Source organism: Comamonas aquatica NBRC 14918 (assembly GCF_000739875.1).
GTDB classification, from domain to species: domain Bacteria; phylum Pseudomonadota; class Gammaproteobacteria; order Burkholderiales; family Burkholderiaceae_C; genus Comamonas; species Comamonas aquatica.
On the sequence record NZ_BBJR01000054.1, the window covers coordinates 1 to 23,850 of the forward strand.

At 59.2% G+C, this 23,850-nt stretch carries 24 protein-coding genes; 5 read left to right on the plus strand and 19 right to left on the minus strand.

All coding sequences use genetic code 11. The annotated features are described in order from the left end of the window. A partial coding sequence (locus tag CA2_RS17630) for an integrase core domain-containing protein (protein ID WP_156106052.1) occupies window positions 1-507 on the plus strand: 507 nt, incomplete at its 5' end. A 60-nt stretch (window positions 508-567) separates the two neighbouring features. Here the strand turns inward: CA2_RS17630 and CA2_RS17635 are convergent. From CA2_RS17635 to glyQ, 7 genes are all read right to left on the minus strand, one after another. Beyond that, window positions 568-1,467, minus strand: a complete 900-nt coding sequence (locus CA2_RS17635) for a glycosyltransferase (protein WP_169741478.1) — start codon at window positions 1,465-1,467, stop codon at window positions 568-570. Continuing rightward, the gene (locus CA2_RS12895; protein WP_042417889.1) at window positions 1,457-2,719 is read right to left on the minus strand and encodes an O-antigen translocase; all 1,263 of its coding nucleotides are present in this window, start codon (window positions 2,717-2,719) and stop codon (window positions 1,457-1,459) included. The genes CA2_RS17635 and CA2_RS12895 overlap by 11 nt, the downstream gene beginning before the upstream one ends. Next, window positions 2,716-3,822 (minus strand): DegT/DnrJ/EryC1/StrS family aminotransferase, encoded by a 1,107-nt coding sequence (locus CA2_RS17640; protein ID WP_081888998.1) that lies wholly within the window; start codon window positions 3,820-3,822, stop codon window positions 2,716-2,718. The genes CA2_RS12895 and CA2_RS17640 overlap by 4 nt, the downstream gene beginning before the upstream one ends. Beyond that, entirely contained in the window at window positions 3,823-4,986 is a 1,164-nt protein-coding gene (locus CA2_RS17645) for a formyltransferase family protein (protein WP_081888999.1), read from the minus strand. Then, window positions 4,983-5,384, minus strand: coding sequence for a sugar 3,4-ketoisomerase (locus CA2_RS17650; RefSeq protein WP_081889000.1), 402 nt, complete (start codon window positions 5,382-5,384; stop codon window positions 4,983-4,985). Before CA2_RS17650 ends, CA2_RS17645 begins: the two co-directional genes overlap by 4 nt. A gap of 31 nt (window positions 5,385-5,415) precedes the next feature. Beyond that, window positions 5,416-7,530: a glycine--tRNA ligase subunit beta gene (glyS, locus tag CA2_RS12910; protein WP_042417898.1), complete on the minus strand. Its 2,115-nt coding sequence runs from the start codon at window positions 7,528-7,530 to the stop codon at window positions 5,416-5,418. 96 nt (window positions 7,531-7,626) lie between these two features. Beyond that, window positions 7,627-8,565 (minus strand): glycine--tRNA ligase subunit alpha, encoded by a 939-nt coding sequence (glyQ, locus tag CA2_RS12915; RefSeq protein WP_042418015.1) that lies wholly within the window; start codon window positions 8,563-8,565, stop codon window positions 7,627-7,629. Between the two features lie 356 nt (window positions 8,566-8,921). Here glyQ and CA2_RS12920 point away from each other — a divergent pair, with 356 nt between their 5' ends. Further along, complete coding sequence (locus tag CA2_RS12920; RefSeq protein ID WP_042417901.1) at window positions 8,922-10,052, plus strand: SPFH and helix-turn-helix domain-containing protein; 1,131 nt, start codon at window positions 8,922-8,924, stop codon at window positions 10,050-10,052. Between the two features lie 112 nt (window positions 10,053-10,164). Further along, window positions 10,165-11,313 carry a TFIIB-type zinc ribbon-containing protein gene (locus CA2_RS12925; RefSeq protein ID WP_245620960.1) on the plus strand — a complete coding sequence of 383 codons (1,149 nt, stop codon included), beginning with the start codon at window positions 10,165-10,167 and terminating at the stop codon, window positions 11,311-11,313. Window positions 11,314-11,445: 132 nt separating this feature from the next. On the opposite strand, the gene rfbC is transcribed toward CA2_RS12925, so the two are convergent. The 5 genes from rfbC to CA2_RS12950 all read right to left on the minus strand — a co-directional run bounded on the left by rfbC (window position 11,446) and on the right by CA2_RS12950 (window position 15,751). Further along, complete coding sequence (gene rfbC / locus CA2_RS12930) at window positions 11,446-12,000, minus strand: dTDP-4-dehydrorhamnose 3,5-epimerase (protein ID WP_042417907.1); 555 nt, start codon at window positions 11,998-12,000, stop codon at window positions 11,446-11,448. Further along, window positions 11,997-12,884: a glucose-1-phosphate thymidylyltransferase RfbA gene (gene rfbA / locus CA2_RS12935; protein ID WP_042417910.1), complete on the minus strand. Its 888-nt coding sequence runs from the start codon at window positions 12,882-12,884 to the stop codon at window positions 11,997-11,999. Before rfbA ends, rfbC begins: the two co-directional genes overlap by 4 nt. Before the next feature lie 65 nt (window positions 12,885-12,949). Then, on the minus strand, window positions 12,950-13,840 hold the full coding sequence (gene rfbD, locus CA2_RS12940; protein WP_042417912.1) for a dTDP-4-dehydrorhamnose reductase: 891 nt from the start codon (window positions 13,838-13,840) through the stop codon (window positions 12,950-12,952). Further along, window positions 13,837-14,907, minus strand: a complete 1,071-nt coding sequence (rfbB, locus tag CA2_RS12945) for a dTDP-glucose 4,6-dehydratase (protein WP_042417914.1) — start codon at window positions 14,905-14,907, stop codon at window positions 13,837-13,839. Before rfbB ends, rfbD begins: the two co-directional genes overlap by 4 nt. Window positions 14,908-14,977: 70 nt before the next feature. Then, complete coding sequence (locus CA2_RS12950; RefSeq protein WP_042418018.1) at window positions 14,978-15,751, minus strand: type III pantothenate kinase; 774 nt, start codon at window positions 15,749-15,751, stop codon at window positions 14,978-14,980. A gap of 181 nt (window positions 15,752-15,932) precedes the next feature. On the opposite strand from CA2_RS12950, the gene lysM reads away from it, so the two are divergent. Together lysM and galE are read left to right on the plus strand one after the other, a co-directional pair. Beyond that, complete coding sequence (gene lysM / locus CA2_RS12955) at window positions 15,933-16,412, plus strand: peptidoglycan-binding protein LysM (RefSeq protein WP_042417917.1); 480 nt, start codon at window positions 15,933-15,935, stop codon at window positions 16,410-16,412. 105 nt (window positions 16,413-16,517) lie between these two features. Continuing rightward, window positions 16,518-17,537: a UDP-glucose 4-epimerase GalE gene (gene galE, locus CA2_RS17655; protein WP_081889001.1), complete on the plus strand. Its 1,020-nt coding sequence runs from the start codon at window positions 16,518-16,520 to the stop codon at window positions 17,535-17,537. Window positions 17,538-17,544: 7 nt separating this feature from the next. Here the strand turns inward: galE and CA2_RS12965 are convergent, their stop codons facing one another. The 7 genes from CA2_RS12965 to lnt form a co-directional block, all read right to left on the minus strand. Continuing rightward, window positions 17,545-17,973 (minus strand): rhodanese-like domain-containing protein, encoded by a 429-nt coding sequence (locus CA2_RS12965; RefSeq protein ID WP_042417922.1) that lies wholly within the window; start codon window positions 17,971-17,973, stop codon window positions 17,545-17,547. Between the two features lie 154 nt (window positions 17,974-18,127). Beyond that, window positions 18,128-18,880, minus strand: coding sequence for a M48 family metallopeptidase (locus CA2_RS12970; RefSeq protein WP_042417924.1), 753 nt, complete (start codon window positions 18,878-18,880; stop codon window positions 18,128-18,130). Next, window positions 18,877-19,650, minus strand: a complete 774-nt coding sequence (locus CA2_RS12975) for a lysophospholipid acyltransferase family protein (RefSeq protein ID WP_042417928.1) — start codon at window positions 19,648-19,650, stop codon at window positions 18,877-18,879. The genes CA2_RS12970 and CA2_RS12975 overlap by 4 nt, the downstream gene beginning before the upstream one ends. Window positions 19,651-19,707: 57 nt before the next feature. After that, window positions 19,708-20,268: a D-glycero-alpha-D-manno-heptose-1,7-bisphosphate 7-phosphatase gene (locus tag CA2_RS12980; RefSeq protein ID WP_042417931.1), complete on the minus strand. Its 561-nt coding sequence runs from the start codon at window positions 20,266-20,268 to the stop codon at window positions 19,708-19,710. A gap of 100 nt (window positions 20,269-20,368) precedes the next feature. Further along, window positions 20,369-21,589, minus strand: coding sequence for a beta-ketoacyl-ACP synthase I (gene fabB / locus CA2_RS12985; protein WP_042417934.1), 1,221 nt, complete (start codon window positions 21,587-21,589; stop codon window positions 20,369-20,371). After that, the gene (fabA, locus tag CA2_RS12990; RefSeq protein ID WP_042417937.1) at window positions 21,586-22,110 is read right to left on the minus strand and encodes a bifunctional 3-hydroxydecanoyl-ACP dehydratase/trans-2-decenoyl-ACP isomerase; all 525 of its coding nucleotides are present in this window, start codon (window positions 22,108-22,110) and stop codon (window positions 21,586-21,588) included. Before fabA ends, fabB begins: the two co-directional genes overlap by 4 nt. A gap of 172 nt (window positions 22,111-22,282) precedes the next feature. Next, the gene (lnt, locus tag CA2_RS12995) at window positions 22,283-23,848 is read right to left on the minus strand and encodes an apolipoprotein N-acyltransferase (protein WP_042417941.1); all 1,566 of its coding nucleotides are present in this window, start codon (window positions 23,846-23,848) and stop codon (window positions 22,283-22,285) included. Window positions 23,849-23,850: the final 2 nt, after the last annotated feature.

Consider the following 23,850-nt stretch of genomic DNA (forward strand, 5'->3'; position numbering starts at 1 on the left):
TACAGCACAGCGCTGGCTGAGTCAATTGCGCATCTCCCAGCACATCAGCGGCCAGTACTGCACGCAGACAACGGCAGCGCATTCAAGGCCACGACAGTGCTGGCCATGCTGCATTGGCTGGTGATCAAACCCTCATACTCAAGGCCTCGGGTCAGCGACGACAACGCCTTTGTGGAATCGTTGTTCAGAACCGCCAGGTACCGCCCCGAATATCCAGCTCGAGGGTTCTGTGATTTAGCCAGCGCACGGCAGTGGGCGGCAGAGTTTGTGCACTGGTACAACTATGAGCACCGCCACAGCGGCATTCAGTTTGTGACACCGCAGCAGCGCCATACGGGTCAAGACAAAGCTATCTTGGCTCAGCGCCATCAGGTCTATGAACAAGCCAAGCAAAACCGACCTGCCCGATGGAGCCGTCACACCAGAAATTGGCAGCCCATCGAAGCTGTCGCCTTGAACCCAGAAAGGATCGAAAGCATCACGCAAAAAATACGTCTAGCGGCATAAATGACGCGACAACTATCTTGACATGCGCCGATATTGGTACTTCAAGGTTAATCCAATACATTAACTCCTGCCAATTCTAAAAATACCACGAACAATTAATATTATTAATGTACGAAAAAATAATTTGCTGAAAATAATTTCCTTACTACTTCTTAGTGCAACAATTAAACTACTGAAAGCCTCTCCAAGATTTTTCCTCACAATCTCTTGAGATCGAATCAAATGAATATTTGAAAATGCTCTATTATAATTTTTGTTTTTAAAAAAATTAATAATTTGCATTCTTCCTTTATGCATTAAATCAAATTTAGAAGACATATTGTCCTCATGCCTTCTATACTTTGCAAAAACTTTATCAACACAATCAAGCGTTCCACCATTCTTTGTCAGCGCAAGCCACATATACCAGTCTTCAATCAAAAAATCTTTATTAAACCCACCAGCATTTTTTACAGCATCCAACCTAAGCATTTGTGTCGGTGCCATCAATAAATGTTTATGCAAGTAAATATCATCGAACTTGGATCTAACCACTCTTTTTGTCTTTAAAACTTCACTTCTATTTAAACCAATAATCTCTACACCACCAAAAACACCCAGGCTTTCGGTGTGCGCTTCTAGATAACTGACTTGATATGAAATTTTATCTTTGTAAATAATATCATCAGAGGCAAGGCAGCAAAAATACTTACCTGAACATAATTCAATTGCCTCATTAAGTGTTTCGCACAAACCCTTGTTTTCTCGGTATAAAAATATAAATTTTTTAAATCTTTTTCTGCAATCCGATATTAACGATTTAATTATCTCAACAGATTTATCTTTAGAGCCATCATCAATAACTATTAGCTCAATATTTTTGTAATCTTGCTCAATGATACTTTGAATACATTCCTGCACAAACTTTTCATGATTAAAGCAAGGAACAACCACTGAAACCAAAGGATTATTATCTTTCATCTTCTTCTGCATTCAATATTTTATATATCACAAAAAACATCAGCGCCAAATAAACCCCATAGTTTATTGCATGTGCTACGACTGGAGCATTTGCATCGAAATAATTTAGCAAAATCCACGTCCACAGAAAAAATCCTAAAGAAAAAATTATTTCTGTTACTATAAATGTTTTTATCAAAGCTCTTCCCAACATCACATACGCCAAAATCCAACTCCCAATCTTCAGCGTATCCCCCACCATCTGCCAGCCAAAAAGCTCGCGCATGGGCATAAATTCTTTGCTAAATAGCAGATTGATAATAAAATCTCTCAACAAATAAATAACAAGACCGCAAGCTGCAGCAACCGGCAAGATGATTTTATAGCCCTGAATAATTTCTTTTTTAATATCTTCAGGGTCCTGCAATTCAGCCAAGCGTGGCAGATAGTAAACACCTAATGTTGTTGTGACAAACATCAGATATGCAGCACTCAGTCGCCACATGGCTTCCCAATATCCAGCAGCGTCCCATCCGAGATTTTCACCTAGGAGATTGCGTACCATGATATGGCTGACCGGCACAGTCACTGCACTCGTCACAGCCATTGCAGTAAATTTACCAAGGTTGATAGCAGATTGCCTATCTATGGCACCCACCAGATATTTCAGCTTGAACCATGTGGTACGGTAACACAATGCCAAGGTCACAAAAAACACCAAAGATTGATTGATTGCCAGTGTCAGCAGCGCTCCATACAGCCCAAACTGCACAATCATCAGCGCACTAACGATCAGAGAAAAAAAGCTCCCCGTTATATTTACGATGACATAGCGCTTTATTTCTTTTTTTCCATTTAATATGGCAAGCAATAAAGTATTAAAAACAAAAAAAACCAGCGTCAGACCAAACCAAATAAAAACACTTCCGTATTGATCATCACTCAAAAACCAGTCTGCCAATTCCCGGTTAAACACGGCCACCAGCAAGCCAGTGACAATAGAACCAACTAATGCAATGGTCCCAGCGGTTTGCCACACTTTGCGCTGTTCAGCCTCATCCGCGTGGTATTCAGCTGTGTATTTGGTAACACCTGTATTGATGGCACCACTGCCTAGCGTGGTGATCATCTGCACGGCATTTTGAAAATTACCTATTGCAGCATAACCGGCTGGCCCCACATAAATCGCCAATATTTTGTTGATGCCCAGCATGGTCAGCATTTTTATGGCAACCGCTATGGCATTTAGCAGACTGGTTTTTATCAGCGTCATACAGGTTGAAAGCTATTGACTGCTGCAACCACTTGCATGGCCTCGTCTTCTGTGAGTGTTGGCCCCATCGGCAAGCTGAGCACCTCCTGGTGCAAACGCTCCGTCAATGGGTAGCTGCGCGCATTCCACTCCTGATAGGCCTGCTGTTGATGCGGGGGAATCGGGTAATGAATGAGGGTTTGAATACCTTGGCTTGCCAAGTGCTGCTGCAGTGCTGTGCGATGGGCGGTGCGTATGACAAACAAGTGCCATACATGCTGCTCTGCCAAGCTGCACTGGGGCAGTTGTACAACAGGGTTATGGATGTGATGGCGATAAATATCTGCAATCACACGTCTGTGCTGCGTGTCTTGATCCAAATATTGGAGCTTTACGCGCAGCATGGCGGCCTGAATTTCATCTAGGCGGCTATTCACACCTTTGAACAGGTTTTTGTATTTTTCATGGCTGCCGTAGTTGCGCAATGCGCACAAAGTTTGTGCCAGTTCGACATCATTGGTGGTAATAGCGCCGGCATCACCTAATGCACCTAAGTTCTTGCCAGGGTAAAAGCTGAAGCCTGCAGCATGACCCCAATTGCCAGCTTTTCGCCCGTCAATGCTTGCACCATGTGCTTGTGCTGCATCTTCTAGCACCAGTAATTGATGCTGCTCTGCTATTTCCATCAACGCTGGCATATCAGCCAGTTGGCCATATAGATGCACTGGCAGCATGGCCTTGGTTTTGGCCGTGATCGCTGCTTTGGCATTCGCTGGCGACAGATTAAAAGTTTGTGCGTCCGGCTCTACCAGCACAGGTGTTAAGCCATTGGCACTGATCGCCAGAATGCTGGCGATATAGGTATTGGCCGGAACAAGCACCTCATCGCCTTCTTTCAGCTTGCCCTGCTCCATCCAAGCACGCAGCGTCAAGCTTAAAACATCCAGCCCATTAGCTACACCTATGCAATACTCTGTTCCACAAAATTGCGTGAATTCTTTTTCAAACTGGAGCAACTCGTTACCGCAGATATACCAGCCAGAATCGATAACGCGACTGCATGCGGCAACTAGTTCGTCGCGATATTTCTGATTTATATCTTTTAAACTTAAAAAGTCAATCATTTAAATACCCAAAAATTTTGCTTCTTCTAAATTTATATAGTCATAAATATTTTTACCAGAAAAGTCTTTTATTTCTGTGTCAGCACCATTTTCCAGCAAAAATTTAAATAAAAAATTATCTTTATTCCTCAATGACCAATCTTTTGCATACATCAAGACCGTTGTCCCTTTATAATTCGTGTCATTTATATCTGCTGATCTCTCTAATAATTTCTGAAGGGCATCGAAATTACCATTATATGCAGCAATAATTATTGGTGACCATCCGTATTTGTTGCGATCATGAGCACCACAAAGACCCTTTAGCAAATCATCAACTTCAAATGATTTACAATCTGAAAATAAACCAATCTTATCGATCTTATCGATATATAACTTAACATCAAAATCTATAGTTGATATTTTTATAAATCTTTCATTTTCTTCTAAAATTCCCCCAGGCCTCTTTCTGCTTTTTTCTTCTAATATTTCAACTTCCGCAATTCTCCTTCCATAGACAAGCGGCAACTGATATTCCCTGAAGCTAAATGCATATATTTGTTTTTTTATTTCAAAAGCCGTCTTTAACAAATCAATTTTTAAAGATGAAAAATCAATGCTTTTTTTGGAGAAATAACTAGAATTCACAGGACGCTGAGGTTCTGAAGAAAATTCTCCTCGTAACAGCTGCTCTATATTTTCCGAAAAAACTTCATATCCTTTTTTCAAGTATTTTATATAGAGGTCTCTTGCTCTATCTTCATCGCTAATACGAATTTTTTTCTGAGCAATTATATCTCCTGTATCGATTCCAGAATCAATTTTGTGCAGTGTCACCCCTGTTTCCTGCTCATTATTTAGCAATGGCCATACAGAAGTATACATTCCTTTGTAACTTGGTAGTTTTGAGAAATGTACATTAAAATAGTTACTTTTTTTAAAACTCTCTGGAGAAACAATTTTATCAAACTCCAGACTTAGAAAAACATCCGCTCTTTCATAAGCTTCATTCAATGAAATTACATCGACGTTATTTTTTATCGCATGCTTTTTGAGAGAGCATTGCCACCCGTCCTCACCAAAATCATTTTCATTAATAACAACTGCCAAATCATCATTAAAATTTTCCAAAGCAAAATTTAAAGCTTTGACGGCAATATTATTTTTCCCAGCGATAACAATCATTTTTTTAAAACATCTAAGAAATCTTGGTAATTGCGAATATAGTCACATTCATCATAATGCTCACTCGCCAGCACCAAAAGTACACAATCTGGCGAAAAATCATGCATTTCTCGCCAGACCATGTCTTGAATCAAGACGCCTTTAGTGGGACTATCCAGCCAAGCTTCTTCTCGTTTTTTCCCGTTATCCAAGACCATGCGACATTTACCTGTTACACAGACCGCAACTTGCTGTAGCTGGCGGTGTGCATGAAAGCCACGAGATACACCTTCTTTGGTTCCAAAAATGTAGTACACGCGCTTAATCGGGAAAGGAACGGTGCTCCCCGCCTCCAGCGCGACCAATGAGCCGCGCTCATCTCCTAGCGGCGAAAAATCGATCCAATGAAACAAACTCATATTGCCAGCCCAGCAAGTTAATTCAAAAATCTCACACCGCCAACTTCGCCAAATCCGCCACCCGGTTCATCGCCTCATGCAGCGTAGCCAGCAAGCCCAAACGGTTAGCCTTCAGAGCAGCATCCTCCGCATTCACCATCACATGCTCAAAGAAAGCATCCACTGGCGCACGCAAGGCCGCCAAAGTTTGCAGGCTGGCGGTGTAGTCGCCTGATTCAAACTGCTGCTGTGCCTTGGGGGCCACGGTTTGCAGGGCGGCGTACAGGTCTTTTTCAGACTGCTCCACCAGCAGCGCTTCATTGACCTGTGCCTGAATATCGCCTTCGGCCTTTTTCAGGATATTGCCAACACGCTTGTTGGCAGCGGCCAGTGCCTGTGCTTCTGGCAGTGCGGCAAAGGCGCGCACGGCTTCCAGGCGTTTTTGCACATCCGACAGGCGCTGTGGGCGCAGAGCCAGCACGGCTTCCACTTCTTGCGCGGTATAGCCTTGTTCACGCAGGCTGACCGACAGACGGTCGTAGAAGAATTCCTGCAACTGGGCGGTCGCATCGGTGATCTTGTCGCCGAAGGCCGGCAGGGTGCTGGCCAGCAAGGTGTCCAGATCCAGCGGCAGGTCTTTTTCCACCAGCATGCGGATCACGCCCAGCGCATGGCGGCGCAGGGCGAAGGGGTCGCGATCGCCGGTGGGCAGGTTACCAATGCCGAACATGCCGACCAGGGTTTCCAGCTTGTCAGCCAGCGCCACCACCACACCTGCATCGCCACGGGGCAGTTCATCACCGGCAAAGCGGGGCTTGTAGTGGTCTTCAATAGCGTCTGCAACAGCTTCATCCAGACCGTCATTCAGTGCGTAGTAGCGGCCCATGATGCCTTGCAGCTCGGGGAATTCGCCCACCATATCGGTCACCAGGTCAGTCTTGGCCAGTTTGGCGGCCAGGTCAGCCTGCGCCACCAGCTGTGCATCGCCCAGTTGCTGTGCAATGGCCTTGGCAATGGCGCGCACGCGCTCTACGCGCTCGCCTTGCGTGCCCAGCTTGTTGTGATAGACCACCTTGCCCAGACCTTCCACACGGCTTTCCAGCGTCTTCTTGCGGTCTTGGTCAAAGAAGAACTTGGCATCAGCCAGACGGGGGCGCACCACGCGCTCATTGCCGCCAATCACAGCCGATGCATCGGCAGGACTGATGTTGCTGACGATGAGGAACTGGTGGGTCAGTTTGCCGTTCGCATCCAACAGCGGGAAGTACTTCTGGTTGGCCTTCATGGTCAGAATCAGGCATTCCTGCGGCACGGCCAGGAATTCTTTTTCAAATTCACAGACCAGCACGTTGGGGCGCTCGACCAGCGCGGTCACTTCGTCCAGCAACGCGGCATCGTCAATCGGGCGCACACCGCCGCCCACACGCTCGGCAGCCGCTTGCAGCTGGCGCGCAATAGCGGCACGGCGCTCGGTAAAGCTGGCGATCACGGCGCCTTCTTCGCGCAGCTGCTCCGCGTAGCTATCCGCGTTGTGGATCACGACGGGGTCGACCTTGGCTTCAAAGCGGTGACCGTGCGTGGCGTTGCCTGCGGTCAAGCCCAGCGTCTTCACGCCGACCAGCACTTGCGTGCCGTGCAGCACGACCAAGCCGTGGGCGGGGCGCACAAAGTTCACGCTGGTCCAGCCGTCCTGCAACTGGTAGCGCATGACCTTGGGAATGGGCAGCTTGGCAATCGCTTCGTCCAGTGCTTTTTGCACGCCATCGGCCAGCACCACGCCCTTGACGGTGGAGGTGTAGAACAGGGCCTCGGCCTTGCCCTCGCCCTGGCGCTGCAGGCCGGCGACGGCGGAGGCATCGGCGCCCAGGGCCGCCAGCTTCTTGAGCAGCGCGGGCGTGGGCTGGCCTGCGGCGTCCAGGCCCACGGCCACGGGCATCAGCTTTTGCGACACGGCCTTGTCTTCGGCCTGGGGCAGCACTTCGGTGATGTGGGCGGCCAGGCGACGGGGCGAGGCGTAGGCAGTCAGACGCGATTCGCTGGAGGCCAGCAGGCCCTGGGCCTTGAGTTGCTCGAACAGCACGGCGCCAAAGGCCTCACCCAGCTTTTGCAAGGCCTTGGGGGGCAGCTCTTCGACAAACAGTTCAACAAGCAGATTGGATGCGTTCATGGTGTTTTGATAGCTGCCAGCGCTTACTGAATAAGGGCTGACGGCCAATTAATGCGTTAATCGATGGACACGGGGCGCACAGTGCGCTCGGCGCGCTCAGGCGACCTTCTTTGCTTGCTGCTCGGCGGCCTTGGCCAGCTCGGCCAGCACTTCCTCGGCATGGGCCTTGGGGGCCATGGGGAAGCCCAGGCGCGCGCGGCTGTCCAGGTAGCTCTTGCCCACGGCGCGCGCCAGGTTGCGGATGCGGCCGATGTAGGCGGCACGTTCGGTCACCGAGATGGCGCCGCGCGCGTCCAGCAGGTTGAAGGTGTGGGCGGCCTTGAGCACCTGCTCATACGCCGGCAGCGCCAGTTGCGCGTCGATCAGCTGGTTGGCCGTGCCTTCGTGGGCCGCAAAAGCGCTGAACAGGAACTCGGCATTCGAATGCTCGAAGTTGTAGGTGGACTGCTCCACCTCGTTCTGGTGGAACACGTCACCGTAGCTCAGGCCGTCGGTATAGACCAGGTCGTACACCGATTCCTTGCCCTGCAGGTACATGGCCAGACGCTCCAGGCCGTAGGTGATCTCGCCCGTGGCGGGCTTGCAGTCGATGCCGGCGACCTGCTGGAAGTAGGTGAACTGGGTCACTTCCATGCCGTTGAGCCAGACTTCCCAGCCCAGGCCCCAGGCGCCCAGCGTGGGGTTCTCCCAATCGTCTTCGACGAAGCGGATGTCGTTCTTCTTCAGATCGAACCCCAGGGCTTCGAGCGAGCCCAGGTACAGCTCCAGGATGTTGTCGGGCGCGGGCTTGAGGACCACCTGGAACTGGTAGTAGTGCTGTAGGCGGTTGGGGTTCTCGCCGTAGCGGCCGTCCTTGGGGCGGCGGCTGGGCTGCACGTAGGCGGCCTTCCAGGGCTCGGGACCGATGGCGCGCAGGAAGGTGGCGGTGTGCGAGGTGCCGGCGCCGACTTCCATGTCATAGGGCTGGAGCAGTGCGCAGCCGTGTTCGGCCCAGTAGGACTGCAGTTTCAGAATGATTTGTTGGAAGGTCAGCATGACTTCAGAAGGTGTCTTGGTGCGCGGCGCGGGCGCGTTGGGGTCGGTGTGGATGCGCTCGGCCAACGGGCACGCAGGGTGCCGCGCACGGGCGCGTAAAACAGCGATTTTAGGCCCGCGGGCCGGGGTTTGACGCAGCCGGCCTCGGCGCCGCAGCGCCCGGCAGGCCGGCTTGCATCAAAAAGTGAGCTGATAGCGCTTGTTTTTCAATGGCTTTCAATCGAAATGACTTCAAAACACCCGACGGACGTACGCAAACAGCTACATTTTTTGAAAACACCCCCGCCAGGGGCGGCGTATCCGGCCCCTACAATGTTTTCCATCTTTTTCCTGTAACCCTGCGGGCGAGGCGTGGCATGAACCTGTTCAACATCATCAAGAACCAACTGATCGAGGTCATCGAATGGACCGATGACTCGCGCGACACGCTCTCCTACCGCTGGCCGGACGACGACAAGGAAATCAAGAACGGCGCCCAGCTGATCGTGCGCGAATCGCAGCAGGTGCAGTTCGTGGCCGCCGGCCAGTACGCCGACTTGTTCGGCCCCGGCAAGCACACGCTGAGCACCGAGAACGTGCCCGTGCTGTCCACCATCTTGGGCTGGAAGTACGGTTTCCAGTCGCCCTTCAAGTGCGACGTCTACTACATCAACACGCGCCTGTTCACGGGCAATAAGTGGGGCACCTCCAACCCCGTGCTGATGCGCGACAAGGACTTTGGCGTGGTGCGCATCCGCGCCTTCGGCACCTACGACTTCCGCATCGTGCAGCCCGCGCTGTTCCTCAAGGAAGTGGCGGGCACGGACCAGAACTTCCGCATCGACGAGTTTGCCGACACCATGCGCTCGCGCATCGTCAGCGTCTTCACCGAGGCCCTGGCCAAGGCCCAGGTGCCGGTGCTGGACGTGGCCACACGCTATGGCGACCTGGGCCAGGCGCTGGCGCAGATCATCAACCCGGCCATGGTCGAGAAGTACGGCATCGAGGTGACTAGCTTCGTGCTGGAGAACGTCTCCGTGCCGCCCGAGGTGGAGCAGGCCATCGACAAGCGCTCCAGCATGGGCGCCATCGGCAACCTCAACGACTATGTGAAGTACCAGATGGGCCAGGCCATGGCCAGCGGCGGCGAAGGCGCGGCGGCAGCCACCCTGCCTGCCACCATGGCCATGGGCTTTGGCATGGCCCAGGAGATGATGAAACAGATGCAGCAGCCCGCGGCGGCCGCCGGCCAGCCGGCCTTGGGGACACAGGGGGCGCACGATGCCTTCTCGCCCGCCGCGGCCCAGGCCGCCCAAGCTGCCCAGGCCACGCCAGCCGGCGCCGCCCCGGCTTTGCTGGTCTACACACCAGAGCAGGCCGCCCAGCTGCTGGGCGTGGACGTGGCCGACGTGCTGGCCGAGCTGGAGGCCGGCCACCTCAAGGGCCGCAAGATCGGTGCCAACTGGCGCATTGCGCAGGCCGCCCTGGACGAATTCCTCCAGGGCTGAGCCCACCCTGCACCGCACTGCCGCTGCGCGGCGTTCCTATCGTGAACCGCAGCGCGGCAGCCCGCCCTGCGCGGTGCCCCCGCTGTTTTCCGCGCCCTGTGGCCATCCTGCCGTGACCGATACCCCTGCCTCTGCCTACACTGCAGCCCCTGATGCGGCCCCGCCCTCCATGGTGGGCAAGCACCCCTGCCCGGAGTGCGGCGCCAACCTGGAATGGAATGCCCGCGCGCAATCGCTGAAATGCCCGTATTGCGGCACCGTGGTGCCGTGGAGCGAGGAGGTGCGCGAGGAGCTGGGCCAGGCCGTGGTCGAACAGGACCTGGCCGAGGCCCTGCGCAACCCACAGAACGGGCGCGGCTGGGGGCCGCAGCGCTACGAAGTGCAATGCCAGAATTGCCGTGCGATTTCGGTCTTCGTCGACGGACGCGTGGCCCAGCGCTGCGACTTCTGCGGCTCACCGTCCATCGTCGCGCACGAAGAACGCAGCGACGCCATCACGCCGCAAAGCATCCTGCCCTTCAAGATCAGCGACGGCCAGATCCGCGACCGCATCCGCCAGTGGTACGGCAGTCGCTGGTTTGCGCCCAACAAGCTCAAGCACGCCGCGCTGACGGACACGCTGCACGGCGTCTACCTGCCCTACTGGACGTTTGACGCCCACGTCAGCGCCCGCTGGCAGGCCGAGGCCGGCTATTACTACACCACCACCGAGACCTACCGCGACGCCAGCGGCAACACGCAGACGCGCGAGGTGCGCCATGTGCGCTGGGAATCGGCCTCCGGCAGCCTGCGCCACTTCTTCGATGATGCCCTGGTGCCCGGCACCGTGGGCGTGCACACCGGACTGCTGCGCCAAGTCGAACCCTTCCCCACCACCACGCACCTGCAGCCCTACACCCCCGAATTCGTGCGCGGCTGGACGGTGGAACGCTACCAGGTGGACCTGCGCAAGGCCGCCCAACTCAACGAGCAGGACATGGACGCCGAGGTTCGCGCCCTGTGCGCACGCCAGATCCCCGGCGACACCTACCGCAACCTGCAGGTGCAGCGCACCTACAGCAGCCGCACCTTCAAGCACGTGCTGGTGCCGGTGTGGCTGGTGGGCTATACCTACGGCAGCCAGAACTACCAGATCGTGGCGAATGGCTACACCGGTGCGATCGCCGGCGAGCGGCCGTACAGCTGGGTGAAGATCGCCCTGGCCGTGGTGGCGGCCCTGATCATCGCTGTGCTGGTGTGGAGCGTGGCCCAGAACGCCTGACGGCGTGGCAGCCCCCGCCGTCACCCCACACAGCCCAAGGGCTGCCACGGCAGCCCTGGAAGCAGTGATGGCCCAGCGGCACGAGGACGCACCACGTCGCCCGAGGCGCGTGTGCGCCGCCCTGGATGCCTCTTACAGCGTGAACACCTCGGCCTGCCGCAAGGCCGGCTGCTGCCGATCCTTGTCCGACAGCACAAAGTCCATGCCCAGGTTCGGCCAGGCAATGTCCAGGTCCGGGTCGTTCCAGGCGATGCCCCGGTCCGACTGCGGTGCGTAGTAGTTCGTGGTTTTGTACAGGAAATCCGCGCTCTCGCTGAGCACCACGAAGCCGTGCGCAAAGCCGGGTGGAATCCAGAACTGCTTGTGGCTGTATTCGGTGAGTTCTTCGCCCACCCACTGGCCGAAGGTGGGCGAACCCTGGCGAATGTCCACCGCCACGTCCCAGACCGCACCACGCACCACGCGCACCAGCTTGCCCTGGGCGTGTGGCGGCAACTGGTAGTGCAGACCGCGCAACACGCCCTGGCTGGAGCGGCTGTGGTTGTCCTGCACGAACGTGAACGCCGTGCCCGTGGCGGCATTGAACGCCGCCTGGTTGAAGCTTTCGTAGAAGAAGCCGCGGGCATCGCCGAACACCTTGGGCTCCACCACCATGACGTCAGGAATGCGGGTGGGCGTGGCCTTCATCGCATGCTGCCTTTCAGGCACTGCACCAGGTACTTACCATAGCCGTTCTTCAGCAGCGGCTGGGCCAGCTGTTCCAGCTGGGCGGCATCGATCCAGCCGGCGCGGAACGCGATCTCCTCGGGGCAAGCCACCTTCAGACCCTGGCGCTGCTCCAGCGTGGCAATGAACTGTCCCGCCTCCAGCAGGCTGTCGTGCGTGCCGGTGTCCAGCCAGGCATAGCCACGCCCCATGAGCTGTACATTCAGCTGGCCTTGCTGCAGGTACAGCGTGTTCAGGTCGGTAATCTCCAGCTCGCCACGCGCCGAGGGCTTGAGGGACTTGGCCAGCTCCACCACCTGCGCGTCATAGAAGTACAGGCCGGTCACCGCGTAGTTGGACTTGGGCACCTTCGGCTTTTCCTCCAGCGACAGCACGCGGCCCTGGGCATCGAACTCGGCCACGCCATAACGCTCGGGGTCCTGCACGTGGTAGGCAAACACGGTCGAGCCGGTCTGCTGCGCATCCGCATCCCGCAGCAGCTTCTGGAAGTCGTGGCCATAGAAGATGTTGTCGCCCAGCACCAGGGCGCTGGGTGCGCCATCCAGGAACTGCTCGCCAATCAGGAAGGCGTGGGCCAGTCCGTCCGGACTGGGTTGCACGGCGTACTGCAGGTTCAGGCCCCACTGGCTGCCGTCGCCCAGCAGCTGCGTGAAGCGCGGCGTGTCCTGGGGGGTGCTGATGATCAGGATCTCACGGATGCCCGCCAGCATCAGGGTGCTCAGCGGGTAATAGATCATGGGCTTGTCATAGACCGGCAGCAGCTGCTTGCTGATGGCCAGCGTGGCCGGGTGCAAGCGTGTGCCCGAGCCGCCCGCCAGAATAATGCCTTTGCGTGGAGTGGTCATGGTTTAAAAAATAAGGAGCTGTCAGCGTTTGCTGGATCAGGGCTGGAGCCAGTTTTAACGGTTTACTACAAAATCTCGCGCAGCATGCGAGCCACGCCCTGCTGCCACGGCGGCAGGTACAGGCCCATCGTACGCTGCAGCTTATCGGACGACAGCCGCGAATTGGCCGGGCGCCGCGCCGGTGTGGGAAAGGCGCTGGTCGGCACCGGCGCCACCTCGCGCACCGGCCAGTGCAGGTCTGGCCGCAGCTGCCGCGCCTGGTCGATGACCTCACGGGCGTAGGCATGCCAGGTGGTCGCGCCGCCGGCCACGCAGTGGTACAGGCCCTGGTCCTGGGGGTGGCGCTGCACATGGCGGATGGCATGCGCCGTCACATCGGCCAGCAGGTCTGCGCCCGTGGGAGCACCCCACTGGTCGTTGATGACCGTCAGGCGCTCGCGCTCCTGGGCCAGGCGCAGCATGGTCTTGGCAAAGTTGCCGCCGCGCGCGGCGTAGACCCAGCTGGTGCGGAAGATCAGATGCCGACAGCCACTGGCTTGCATGGCCTGCTCGCCCTCCAGCTTGGTCTGGCCGTACACCGACAGCGGCGCCACCGGGGCCTGTTCGTCACGCGGCGCCGTGCCGCTGCCATCGAACACATAGTCGGTGCTGTAGTGCACCAGCAGCGCATCCAGGGCCAGGGCCTCGTGCGCCAGCACGCCCGGGGCCGCCGCATTCAACAGGCGCGCCAGTTCGGGTTCGCTTTCTGCCTTATCCACGGCCGTGTGGGCCGCGGCATTGACGATCACGTCCGGGCGCACCATGCGCACGGTCTGCGCCAGGGCCTGCAACTGGCCGATGTCGCCGCACAGCGGCGTGCTGCGGCGGTCCAAGGCCACCACCTCGCCCAGCACCGCCAGGCTGCGCTGCAGCTCCCAGCCGACCTGGCCCGCGCAGCCCAGCAGCAGTATCTTCATGCCGGCTCCTGCGCGCTGTACTGCTGGTGCACCCAGTCGCGGTAGCTGCCGGACTGCACGTGGGCCACCCACTCGGGGTGGTCCAGGTACCACTGCACGGTCTTGCGGATGCCGGTCTCAAAGGTTTCGGCGGGCTTCCAGCCCAGCTCGCGCTCCAGCTTGCGCGCATCGATGGCATAGCGGCGATCGTGGCCGGGACGGTCCTGCACAAAGCGGATCTGCTCGGCATACGAGCGGCCATCGTCGCGCGGGCGCAGCTCGTCCAGCAGGGCGCACACGGTCTTCACGATGTCGATATTGGCCTGCTCGTTCCAGCCGCCAACGTTGTAGGTATCGCCCAGCCGGCCTGCTTCCAGCACGCGGCGGATGGCGCTGCAATGGTCACGCACATACAGCCAGTCGCGGATCTGCTGGCCATCGCCATAGATGGGCAGGGGCTTGCCCGCCAGGGCGTTCACGATCATCAGCGGGATGAGCTTTTCGGGGAAATGCAGCGGGCCGTAGTTGTTGCTGCAATTGGTGGTCAGCACCGGCAGGCCATAGGTGTGGTGCCAGGCGCGCACCAGGTGGTCGCTGGCTGCCTTGCTGGCCGAGTACGGGCTGTTGGGCTCGTAGTTGTGCGATTCGGTGAAGGCCGGGTCGGTGGCGCCCAGCGTGCCGTAGACCTCGTCCGTGGACACGTGCAGAAAGCGAAAGGCCAACTTGGCATCCGCCGGCAAACCACTCCAATAGGCGCGCACAGCCTCCAGCAGGCGGAAGGTGCCCACCACATTGGTCTGGATGAAATCTTCCGGGCCGTGGATGGAGCGGTCCACATGGCTTTCTGCCGCGAAGTTCAGCACGGCACGCGGCTGGTGCTGCTGCAGCAAGGCCGAGAGGACCGTGCTATCGCCAATGTCCGCCTGCACAAACACATGACGTGTATCACCTTGCAAGCTGGCCAAGTTTTCCAAGTTACCTGCATAGGTCAACTTATCGACATTCACGACGGGTTCATTGGTGGCGGCCAACCAGTCCAAAACGAAATTGGCGCCAATAAAGCCTGCACCACCAGTCACAAGAATCATGGGAAATACTCAGTACGTCAAAAAATGCTGCTCATTATCGAGCACCTTCAGCCCTTTGAGGGAGACAGCGCTATCCCCAGCGCTGCTGCGCCATCACCAGCAGACCTTCGAAGATCAGGTTGTCCACAAGCTCGAACGGGCGCGTCATGCTGGGCACCATCTTCCAGCCCGCACCACCGGCCATGATGCAGGCCGGCTCCATGCTGCAGTGCAGGTACAGGTGCTGGTAGGTGCGCTCCACCGCCCCGGCAATCGCATAGGTGCCGCCGCTGGTCAGCGCATCGCTGGTGTTCCTGGGAAACGGGGTGACCGATCCGGTCGGCACATGCAGGCCGGCGGTGCCGCTTTCCAGCGCGCGCAGCATGATGCCGTGGCCCGGCAAGATCAGACCGCCCAGGAAGTGGCCCTGGGCATCCAGGGCATCCACCGTCACGGCCGTGCCAACCATGACCACGATCAGGGGCCGCTCGTTGCCGCGCTGCAGGATGTGGTGGCGCGCCCCGATCATGGCCACCCAGCGGTCGGCGCCCAGGCGCGAGGGATGGTCGTAGCCATTGGTAACGCCCGCCTCCTGCAGCGCCGGCACCACCCACCGCGGCTCCACCTCCCAGCCCAGCATCAGCTCCATCTGATCGTGCACCCGGCGGCGCGCGGTCTCGCCGGCCACCACGCAGCCCAGCATGCGCGTCGGCGGCGGCAGCTTGCTCCAGGGGCCTTCCGCCAGGCGCTCAATGTGCTCCAGAAACTCCGCGCCATGCGCCAGCAAGGCCGCGCCGGGACGGGGAGAGTCATACATCGCCCACTTCAAGCGGGTGTTGCCGATATCGATGGCCAAAAAAGTCATGGGCGGCATTATCAAGATTTTTGCCCGGCCACCTCTGTGCTTTTGGCGATTCAGCCCTTCACCCGCCCATGGCGCGCCACAGATTGTCAAAAAATTCCACGTAGGAACGGTCTGACCCAGCCCCCCGCACCTTGCCGCTACAGTGCCAGTTCCATCACCACCCTTTTTCAGGAGTACACGCATGGGCCTTTTCAGTTTCATCAAGGAAGCCGGCGAAAAGCTGTTCGGCGGCAAGGATGCCCACGCCGCGGCGCCCGACACCTCCCAGGAGGCGCTGAATGCCAAGGCGGCAGCGGCGATTGAAACCTACATCGGGGTGCAGAAGCTGGGCGTCAGCCAGCTCAAAGTGCACTACGACGGCAACCAGGGCAAGGTCACCGTGACCGGCGAGGCCCCCACCCAGGCCATCAAGGAAAAGGTCACCCTGTGCTGCGGCAACGTGGCCAGCGTGACCGCCGTGGACAACCAGATGACCGTGACCCAGCCGGAGCCCGAGGCCCAATACCACGACGTGGTGCGCAGCGACACGCTGTCGGCGATTGCCAAGAAGTACTACGGCGATGCCAACAAGTACCCCGCCATCTTCGAGGCCAACAAGCCCATGCTGTCCCACCCGGACAAGATTTACCCGGGACAGAAGCTGCGCATTCCGGCGCTGTGACCACTTCTTCACAGCGTCCAGCGCCAGCAGGGCGCTTTGTGTAGTTCCGAGGAATACGCGCGTTCTTTTCTACAATTTGCGTTTTCCTACGAACTGCCCTTGACAATGAAAACCCTGCTGACAGGCGGTGCCGGATACATAGGCACACACACGGCGATTGAACTATTGCAACACGGTCATGATGTGGTGATCTTTGACAATTTTTCGAACAGCCACATCGAAGCCGTTCGCCGTGTCGAAGCCATTACGGGGCAGCACGTCCCCACAATACAAGGTGATGTACGAGATCAATACGCGCTCACAGATGCATTGACCCAGCATGGGATTGACAGCGTCGTGCACTTCGCGGGGAAGAAGGCCGTCGGCGAGTCGGTGAGCCAGCCTATCGACTACTTCGATAACAACGTCAATGGCACGTTGGTGCTACTACGTGCCATGCAAGCCTGCAAGGTGTTTAAACTGGTCTTCAGTTCTTCCGCGACTGTGTATGGAACACCCAGTTACCTGCCCTTGGACGAACACCATCCCACATCCAGCACCAATCCCTACGGCCGCAGCAAATTGATGGTTGAGGAAATCCTGGCCGATGTTCACCATTCTTCCTCAAACTGGGCTTTGACAGTGCTGCGCTACTTCAACCCTATTGGAGCTCATCCCAGTGGACGTATTGGTGAAGACCCCGCAGATATTCCCAATAATCTGCTGCCATACATCGCCCAAGTTGCAGTTGGCCGGCGTGAACACATTCAAATATTTGGCAACGATTACGACACCCCGGACGGAACAGGGGTTAGAGACTATCTGCACGTCGTAGATTTGGCACGTGGGCACGTCAAGGCCCTTGAAAGGCTGCAGCATCTCACAGGGCCCGACCTGCAAACCATCAACTTGGGAACTGGTCAAGGCCATAGCGTGCTGGAAGTGATCCGGGCATTCGAACAAGCTTGCGGGAAAAGCTTGCCATACATCATGGCTCCGCGGCGCCCAGGCGACATCGCCAGTTGTTACGCCAACCCAGCACGAGCCCAGGAGTTGCTAGGTTGGACCGCCGAATATGACCTCGCCACCATGTGCGCTGACGCATGGCGCTGGCAAAGCGCAAATCCTAAGGGTTATCGCGGTTAAGCCCTCATCACTGGCGCCAGGGCAGGCCCTGCTTGCGCCAGCCGCCGAGCTGGCCACGGTGGCCGTTGGCGTCGATGTCGCCCTCGAAACCCTCGAGGATGTTGTAGGCCTCGATGCCCAATTGCGCCGCCCGCGTGGCAGCGGCGACCGAGCGCACGCCGCTGCGGCACAGCAGCACGACCTTGCCGCCCGGCGGCACCGCCGCCTGCAACTGGGCGTCGAAATTCGGGTTGTTGGCCATGCCGGGCCATTGCTTCCACTCGACCGGCACGGCACCGGGCACCTGGCCCACCCAGGCCCGCTCGGCGTCCGTGCGCACATCCACCAGCACGGCCGAACCGGCCTGCACCCACTGCCAGGCCAGCGCGGCCGGAATGTCGCCGGCATAGGCGGCAGCAGGAATCACGGTCAAATCTTGGGGTGTGGTCATGGCCATCCTTGGGGAAAAACTGCCCGTCAGTGTGGCACAGCAGGCATGGGCTGCCAATCCAGGCCTAGCAAAAAGCATAGCTGCTTGCGCCTGCCCAACGATCACTTCAAATACAAATAGATTTCAAAGTGCAGCCATCCGTGCGCCAGGCGCTCACTTTTTACAGATCCCACTCCGGAATCGGCTGCTGACGCAGCTCGGCGCGCAGGCGGGTGTAGTCCGGACACACCGAAGCCACCACCGCCCAGAAGCGCGGGCTGTGGTCCATCACGCGCAGGTGGGACAGCTCGTGCACCACCACATAGTCCAGCACCGGCAGGCGAAAGTGCAGCAGGCGCCAGTTCAGCATGATGCCGCCGTCGTGCTTGGCGCTGCCCCAGCGGGTGCGCGCATTCGTCAGCCGCAGGCTGCGCCATTGCACGCCCAAGTCGGGGGCGAAGCGCTGCAGACGCTGTGTCAACAGCAGGCGCGCATGGCGCAACCACCAGGCATGGACCTGGGCGCGCACGCTGGCGGGCAGCGCATCGACCGGCAGCGGCACGTGCAGCACCCAGCGCCCCTCGCCCACGGCCAGCAGCTCACAGCCGCGCGGGGCTGCCGGGTGCAACTGCAAGGTCAGCAGCCCGCCCAGATACGGCAGCTGCGCGCCCTGGCCCCAGTCCACCTGCGGGGTCTGCTGCACGCGCAGGGCCGAGGCGGCCAGCTTGTCCAGCACCCACTGGGCTTTGTCCTGCAGGGCCGATTCGATCTGGGCCACGCTGACGCGCAAGGGCGCGCGGATGGTCAGGCCGCTGGCCCCCACCTCCAGCCCGATGCTGCGCCGGCGGCTGCGCACCAGCATATAAGCCACGCGGGCACCGCCCAAAGGGACGGTGTGCGTGGCTTGCGGGTGGGCGTAGGCCGGGGCGTTCAAGCGGCAGGTGTGCTGGAACGGTCAGGCAGTGCCGCAGGGTAGGCCGCGGGGTCCAGGCGGCGCATCTCGCCTTCGATCCATGCCTGCACCTCTTCCATCAGCTCTTCGTGCTTGCGCCCCGCGCTGGGGATCATCGGGCCGATGGAGACATCCACCACGCCGGGGGTCTTGACGAAGGACTTGCGCGGCCAGCACTTGGCCGAGGTGACGGCAATCGGCACCACGGGCACACCGGTCATGATGGCCAGGCGCGTGGCGCCGGTCTTGTACTCGCCCACTTCGCCACGCGCCACGCGCGTGCCTTCGGGGAACATGATGACCCAGATGCCCTGGGCCAGCAGGCGCTTGCCCTGCTCCACCACCTTGTGGAAGGCGCGCGAGCCGTGCTTGCGGTCGATGTGGATCATGTCCAGGCTGCCGATGGACCAGCCGAAGAAGGGAATGCTCAGCAGCTCCTTCTTGAACACATAGGCCAGGGCGCGCGGCATGATGGCCGGCATCAGAAAGGTCTCATAGGTGGACTGGTGCTTGCACAGCAGCACCACGCCCTGCTGCGGGTCGGTGGGCAGGTGCTCCATGCCCTGCACGCGGTACTTAACGCCGCAGAACCAGCCCGCGCTGTCCACGCTCAGCTTGAGCCAGGCGCGCGCAATCGTCCAGCGGGCCGCCGGCGAGCCGCCGCACACACGCACCAGCAAGATCAGCAGCGTGTAGGGGATGACGGTGATGCCCATCCACAGCATGTGGACCAGGGAGCGCAGAAATGACATGGGAACAATCCTAAAAATGCAAAGAGGCCGGCGTTGCCAAACGGTTGCGATCCGGCCTCATGCCGCCTGCAAGGGGGGCGACGCCTGGGCATCTGGAGCCAGCGCATCCGCCACCGCGGCCCAGTCTGGGTAGCAGGCCACCGGCTGCGCCACGGGGGGGATAACAGTCTGGGCGGCATCGGTGCCCACCCACACCAGGCGGGCGCCCATCGCCTCGCCGGCTTGCAGGTGGACAGCGTCCTGGCCGATGACCCAAACCTGGTGCGGCTCAGCCCCATAGCGGCTGGCGATCTGCTGCAGCAAACCGGGTGCCGGTTTGCGGCACTGGCAGGCTTCGTCGGGGGTGTGCGGGCAGAAGAACACGGCCTCGACCCGGGCCCCCACCGCCGCCAGCTCGCGCTGCATGCGCAAATGCAGGGTGTTGAGCTCCGTCACATCGAAGCTCCCACGCCCGAGGCCGGGCTGGTTGGTGGCCAGCGCCACGTGCCAGCCGCCCCGGTTGAGCTGCGCAATCGCCTCCAGCACGCCGGGCTGGGGTTGCCAGTCCTTCAGCGGGACAAGGGCATCTTCGCCCTCGGCATGGAGGGTCCCGATCCGATCCAGGATGGCCAGCTTCATAGGTGTGAACCGCAGCAAACGTGAGGGAGGGCAACTGCCAGCGGCGCCACGGGCAACAGCTTGTGCCACCCGTGCGCGCCGCTTCTATGATGGGACAGCTTTAGGCCCCCGTCCAGCGACGCAGCACCAGGCTGGCATTGGTGCCGCCAAAGCCGAAGCTGTTGGACAGCACCGTGGTCAGCTGCGCATCACGCGTCTTCGTCACCAGCGGCATGGCGCCCAGACTGTCATCGGGCGTGTCCACGTTGGCGGACCCGGCGATGAAGCCCTTGTTCAGCATGATCAGGCAGTAGATGGCTTCCTGCGCACCGGTCGCCCCCAGCGAATGGCCGGTCAGCGACTTGGTGGACGAGAAAGGTGGCACCTGGTCGCCAAACAGCACCTGCATCGCGCGCACTTCCTGCATGTCACCCACCGGGGTCGAGGTGCCATGGGTGTTGATGTAGTCGATAGGACCATCCACAGTTTCCATGGCCTGCTTCATGCAGGCAATGGCGCCGTCGCCCGAAGGCGCCACCATGTCTTCGCCATCGCTGGTGGCGCCAAAGCCCACCACTTCGGCCAGGATGGTCGCACCGCGCGCCAGCGCATGCTCTAGACTCTCCAGCACCACGGCACCGCCGCCGCCGGCGATCACAAAGCCATCGCGATGAGCGTCGTAGGCACGCGAGGCCTTCTCGGGCGTCTCGTTGTACTTGCTGGACATGGCGCCCATGCCGTCGAACAGCAGGGACATGCCCCAGGACAGCTCTTCACCGCCGCCGGCAAACATCACGTCCTGCATGCCCCAGGCGATCTGCTGGGCCGCGGCACCGATGCAGTGGGCCGAGGTGGAGCAGGCCGAGGTGATGGAGTAGTTGATGCCCTTGACCTTGAAGTTGGTCGCCAGACAGGCCGAGACCGTGGAGCTCATGCAGCGCGTGACCTGGTACGGTCCCACGCGACGGATGCCCTTCTCGCGCAGGGTGTCGGCCGCCTCGATCTGGTTGGCCGGCGAACCACCGCCCGAGCCCATGATGAGACCGGTGCGCGGATGGCTCACCATCTCGGGCGTCAGGCCCGCCTGGGCAATCGCATCTTCCAGTGCGATCTGGGCATAGGCTGCCGCATCGCCCATGAAACGCAGCTGCTTGCGGTCAATGCGCGCTTCGATGTCGATCTCGGGAATACCGGCAACCTGGCTGCGCATGCCCAGTTCGGTGAACTGCGGCATGGCTTTGATGCCCGAGCGACCTTCCCGCAGGGAGGTCTCTACGGTGGCCAGATCGTTACCAATGCACGAGACAATGCCCGCGCCCGTGATGACTACGCGCTTTTTCATGCCGCTGTCCCTTGGCCGTCGCCTTCACGCAGGAACAGCCCCACGCGCAGATCGTTGGCCACATAGATTTCCTGGCCGTCGGCCAGCAAACGTGCATCCCCAATCGCCATGTTCAGCTTGCGCTTGATCACACGCTTGATATCGATTTCGTAGCGCACCAGCTTCACATTCGGACCCACTTCGCCTGTGAACTTGACTTCACCAGCACCCAGCGCACGGCCACGGCCGGGCAGTTGCAGCCAGGTCAAGTAAAAGCCGATCAGCTGCCACATGGCATCCAGGCCCAGGCAGCCTGGCATGACGGGGTCGCCCTGGAAATGGCACTTGAAGAACCACAGATCGGGGTTCACGTCCAGCTCCGCCACGATCTTGCCCAGGCCGTGCGCGCCACCGTCTTCGGAGATGTGCGTGATGCGGTCGAACATCAGCATCGGAGGCAGAGGCAAACGTCCGCTGTCGGGCTTGAACAACTTACCCTCACCAGATGCGATCAGTTGTTCGTAGGAAAAAGAATCAGCCATTTGTCTAACTTGCTTGGCAGCGGCGTTGGCCACTGCTTGGTTTCTCGTGTGTGTAATCGCAGGAGTTTATACATGTGCGGCGTACAGCCACACATTATGGAAGTTCACAGGCCGTTTCTCGGCCGAAAGTCCCTGCAAACTCCGCACAACGTGTCAATCACACCCTGTTTGCTCAATTTTTTCTGCGCGGTCTGGCACCCCAGACCACCACCGCCATGCAGCCCAGCCACAGCGGCCACAAGCCCAGGCGCGACACCCAGAAGGCAAACGGTGTCACGCCATCGCGCCCTTGCACCTCGGCCACCAGGACCCCCTGGGTGTGCGACGGCAGCGAAGCCGTGACCGCCCCCCGGTGATCGATCACCACGGTGGCCCCGGTGTTGGTGGCACGCAGCATCGGACGCTCGAACTCCAGCGCCCGCATGCGGCTGATGTGCAAATGCTGGTCCACCGCAATGCTGTCGCCAAACCACGCAATATTGCTCACATTGACCAGCACGGTGGGAGCGGTCGCAGCCTGGCTGAAATGCGCCCCCAGTTCTTCGCCAAACAGGTCTTCGTAGCAGATATTCGGGGCCCAGCGCTCGCCATGCCACGCCATCGGCGCCTGCCCGACGCTGCCGCGGGCAAAGCTCCCCAGGGGAATGTCCATCATGCGGACAAACCACTGGAACAAGGGCGGCACGAACTCGCCAAAGGGCACCAAGTGGTGCTTGTCGTACCGATATTCTGTCATTTCCCCTGGCACCCAACCCACCACCGCATTGCTATAGCCCTGCGCTTCACTCCCCAAGGGCATGCCGATCAGGGCGGCCGAAGGGCTACCCGGCTCCCGGTAGGGGGTCGAGATGGCGGCCAGATAGTCCGCCGGCAATTGCTGGGGCAACACCGGAATCGCCGTTTCGGGCGCCACCACCAGCGCTGCAGGTTTTTGCAGCAGTTGCAGCCCGTACCACTCCAAAGCCCGCGCAATGCCGCCACTCGGAATGAATTTTTCATCTTGCGGAATATTGCCCTGCAGCAAGGCCACCGACACCGGCGCGCGCCCCGGTACGGCCTGGGCCTGCTGCTGCACCCAGGCGGCAGCCACCCACAGACCCAGCACCACCGCGCCCACGCCCAGCGACACCCGGTCGCGCTGCCACAGCGGTGCGACCTGGACCAGCGCCATCGCCAAGGCGGCAGCCACCGCACCGGTGCCGTAGACCCCCAGCCAGCGCGGCCAAACCGACAATGGGCCCTCAACATGGGCGTAGCCGCCTGCCCCCCAGGGGAAACCGGTCCACAAGGTGCCACGCGCCAGTTCTGCGATGGTCCAGCATGCGGCAAACAACAGCACGGCGCGCCATCCGGCACAGTCCGCACGGCGCCAGACCCAGGCGGCCACGGCGTAGTAACTGCCCAGGAAGGCGGCCAGCGCCAGGACGGCCAGCACCGCCAGGGGCGCCGGCAGGCCGCCATAGGTATGCATCGAAATGAACAACCACCAGAAGGTGCCGCACAGCCAGGCGGTGGCAAACAGCCAGCCGCGCCATGCCGCCTGCCGGGCACTGGGCGCGCGCTGCACCGCCAGGCACAGCAGGCTGAGTGACAGGATTTGCAGCCACCACAGCGGTTGTCCGCTGCCAGGCCAGGCCAGGGCCGCAGCCTGCAGCCCACCGGCCAGCAGCACCCCGCACCACCACCCCCAGGCGGGTCGGGCAGGCGCCCTGAAAGAGAGCCCATGGGCCCGCGCCATCG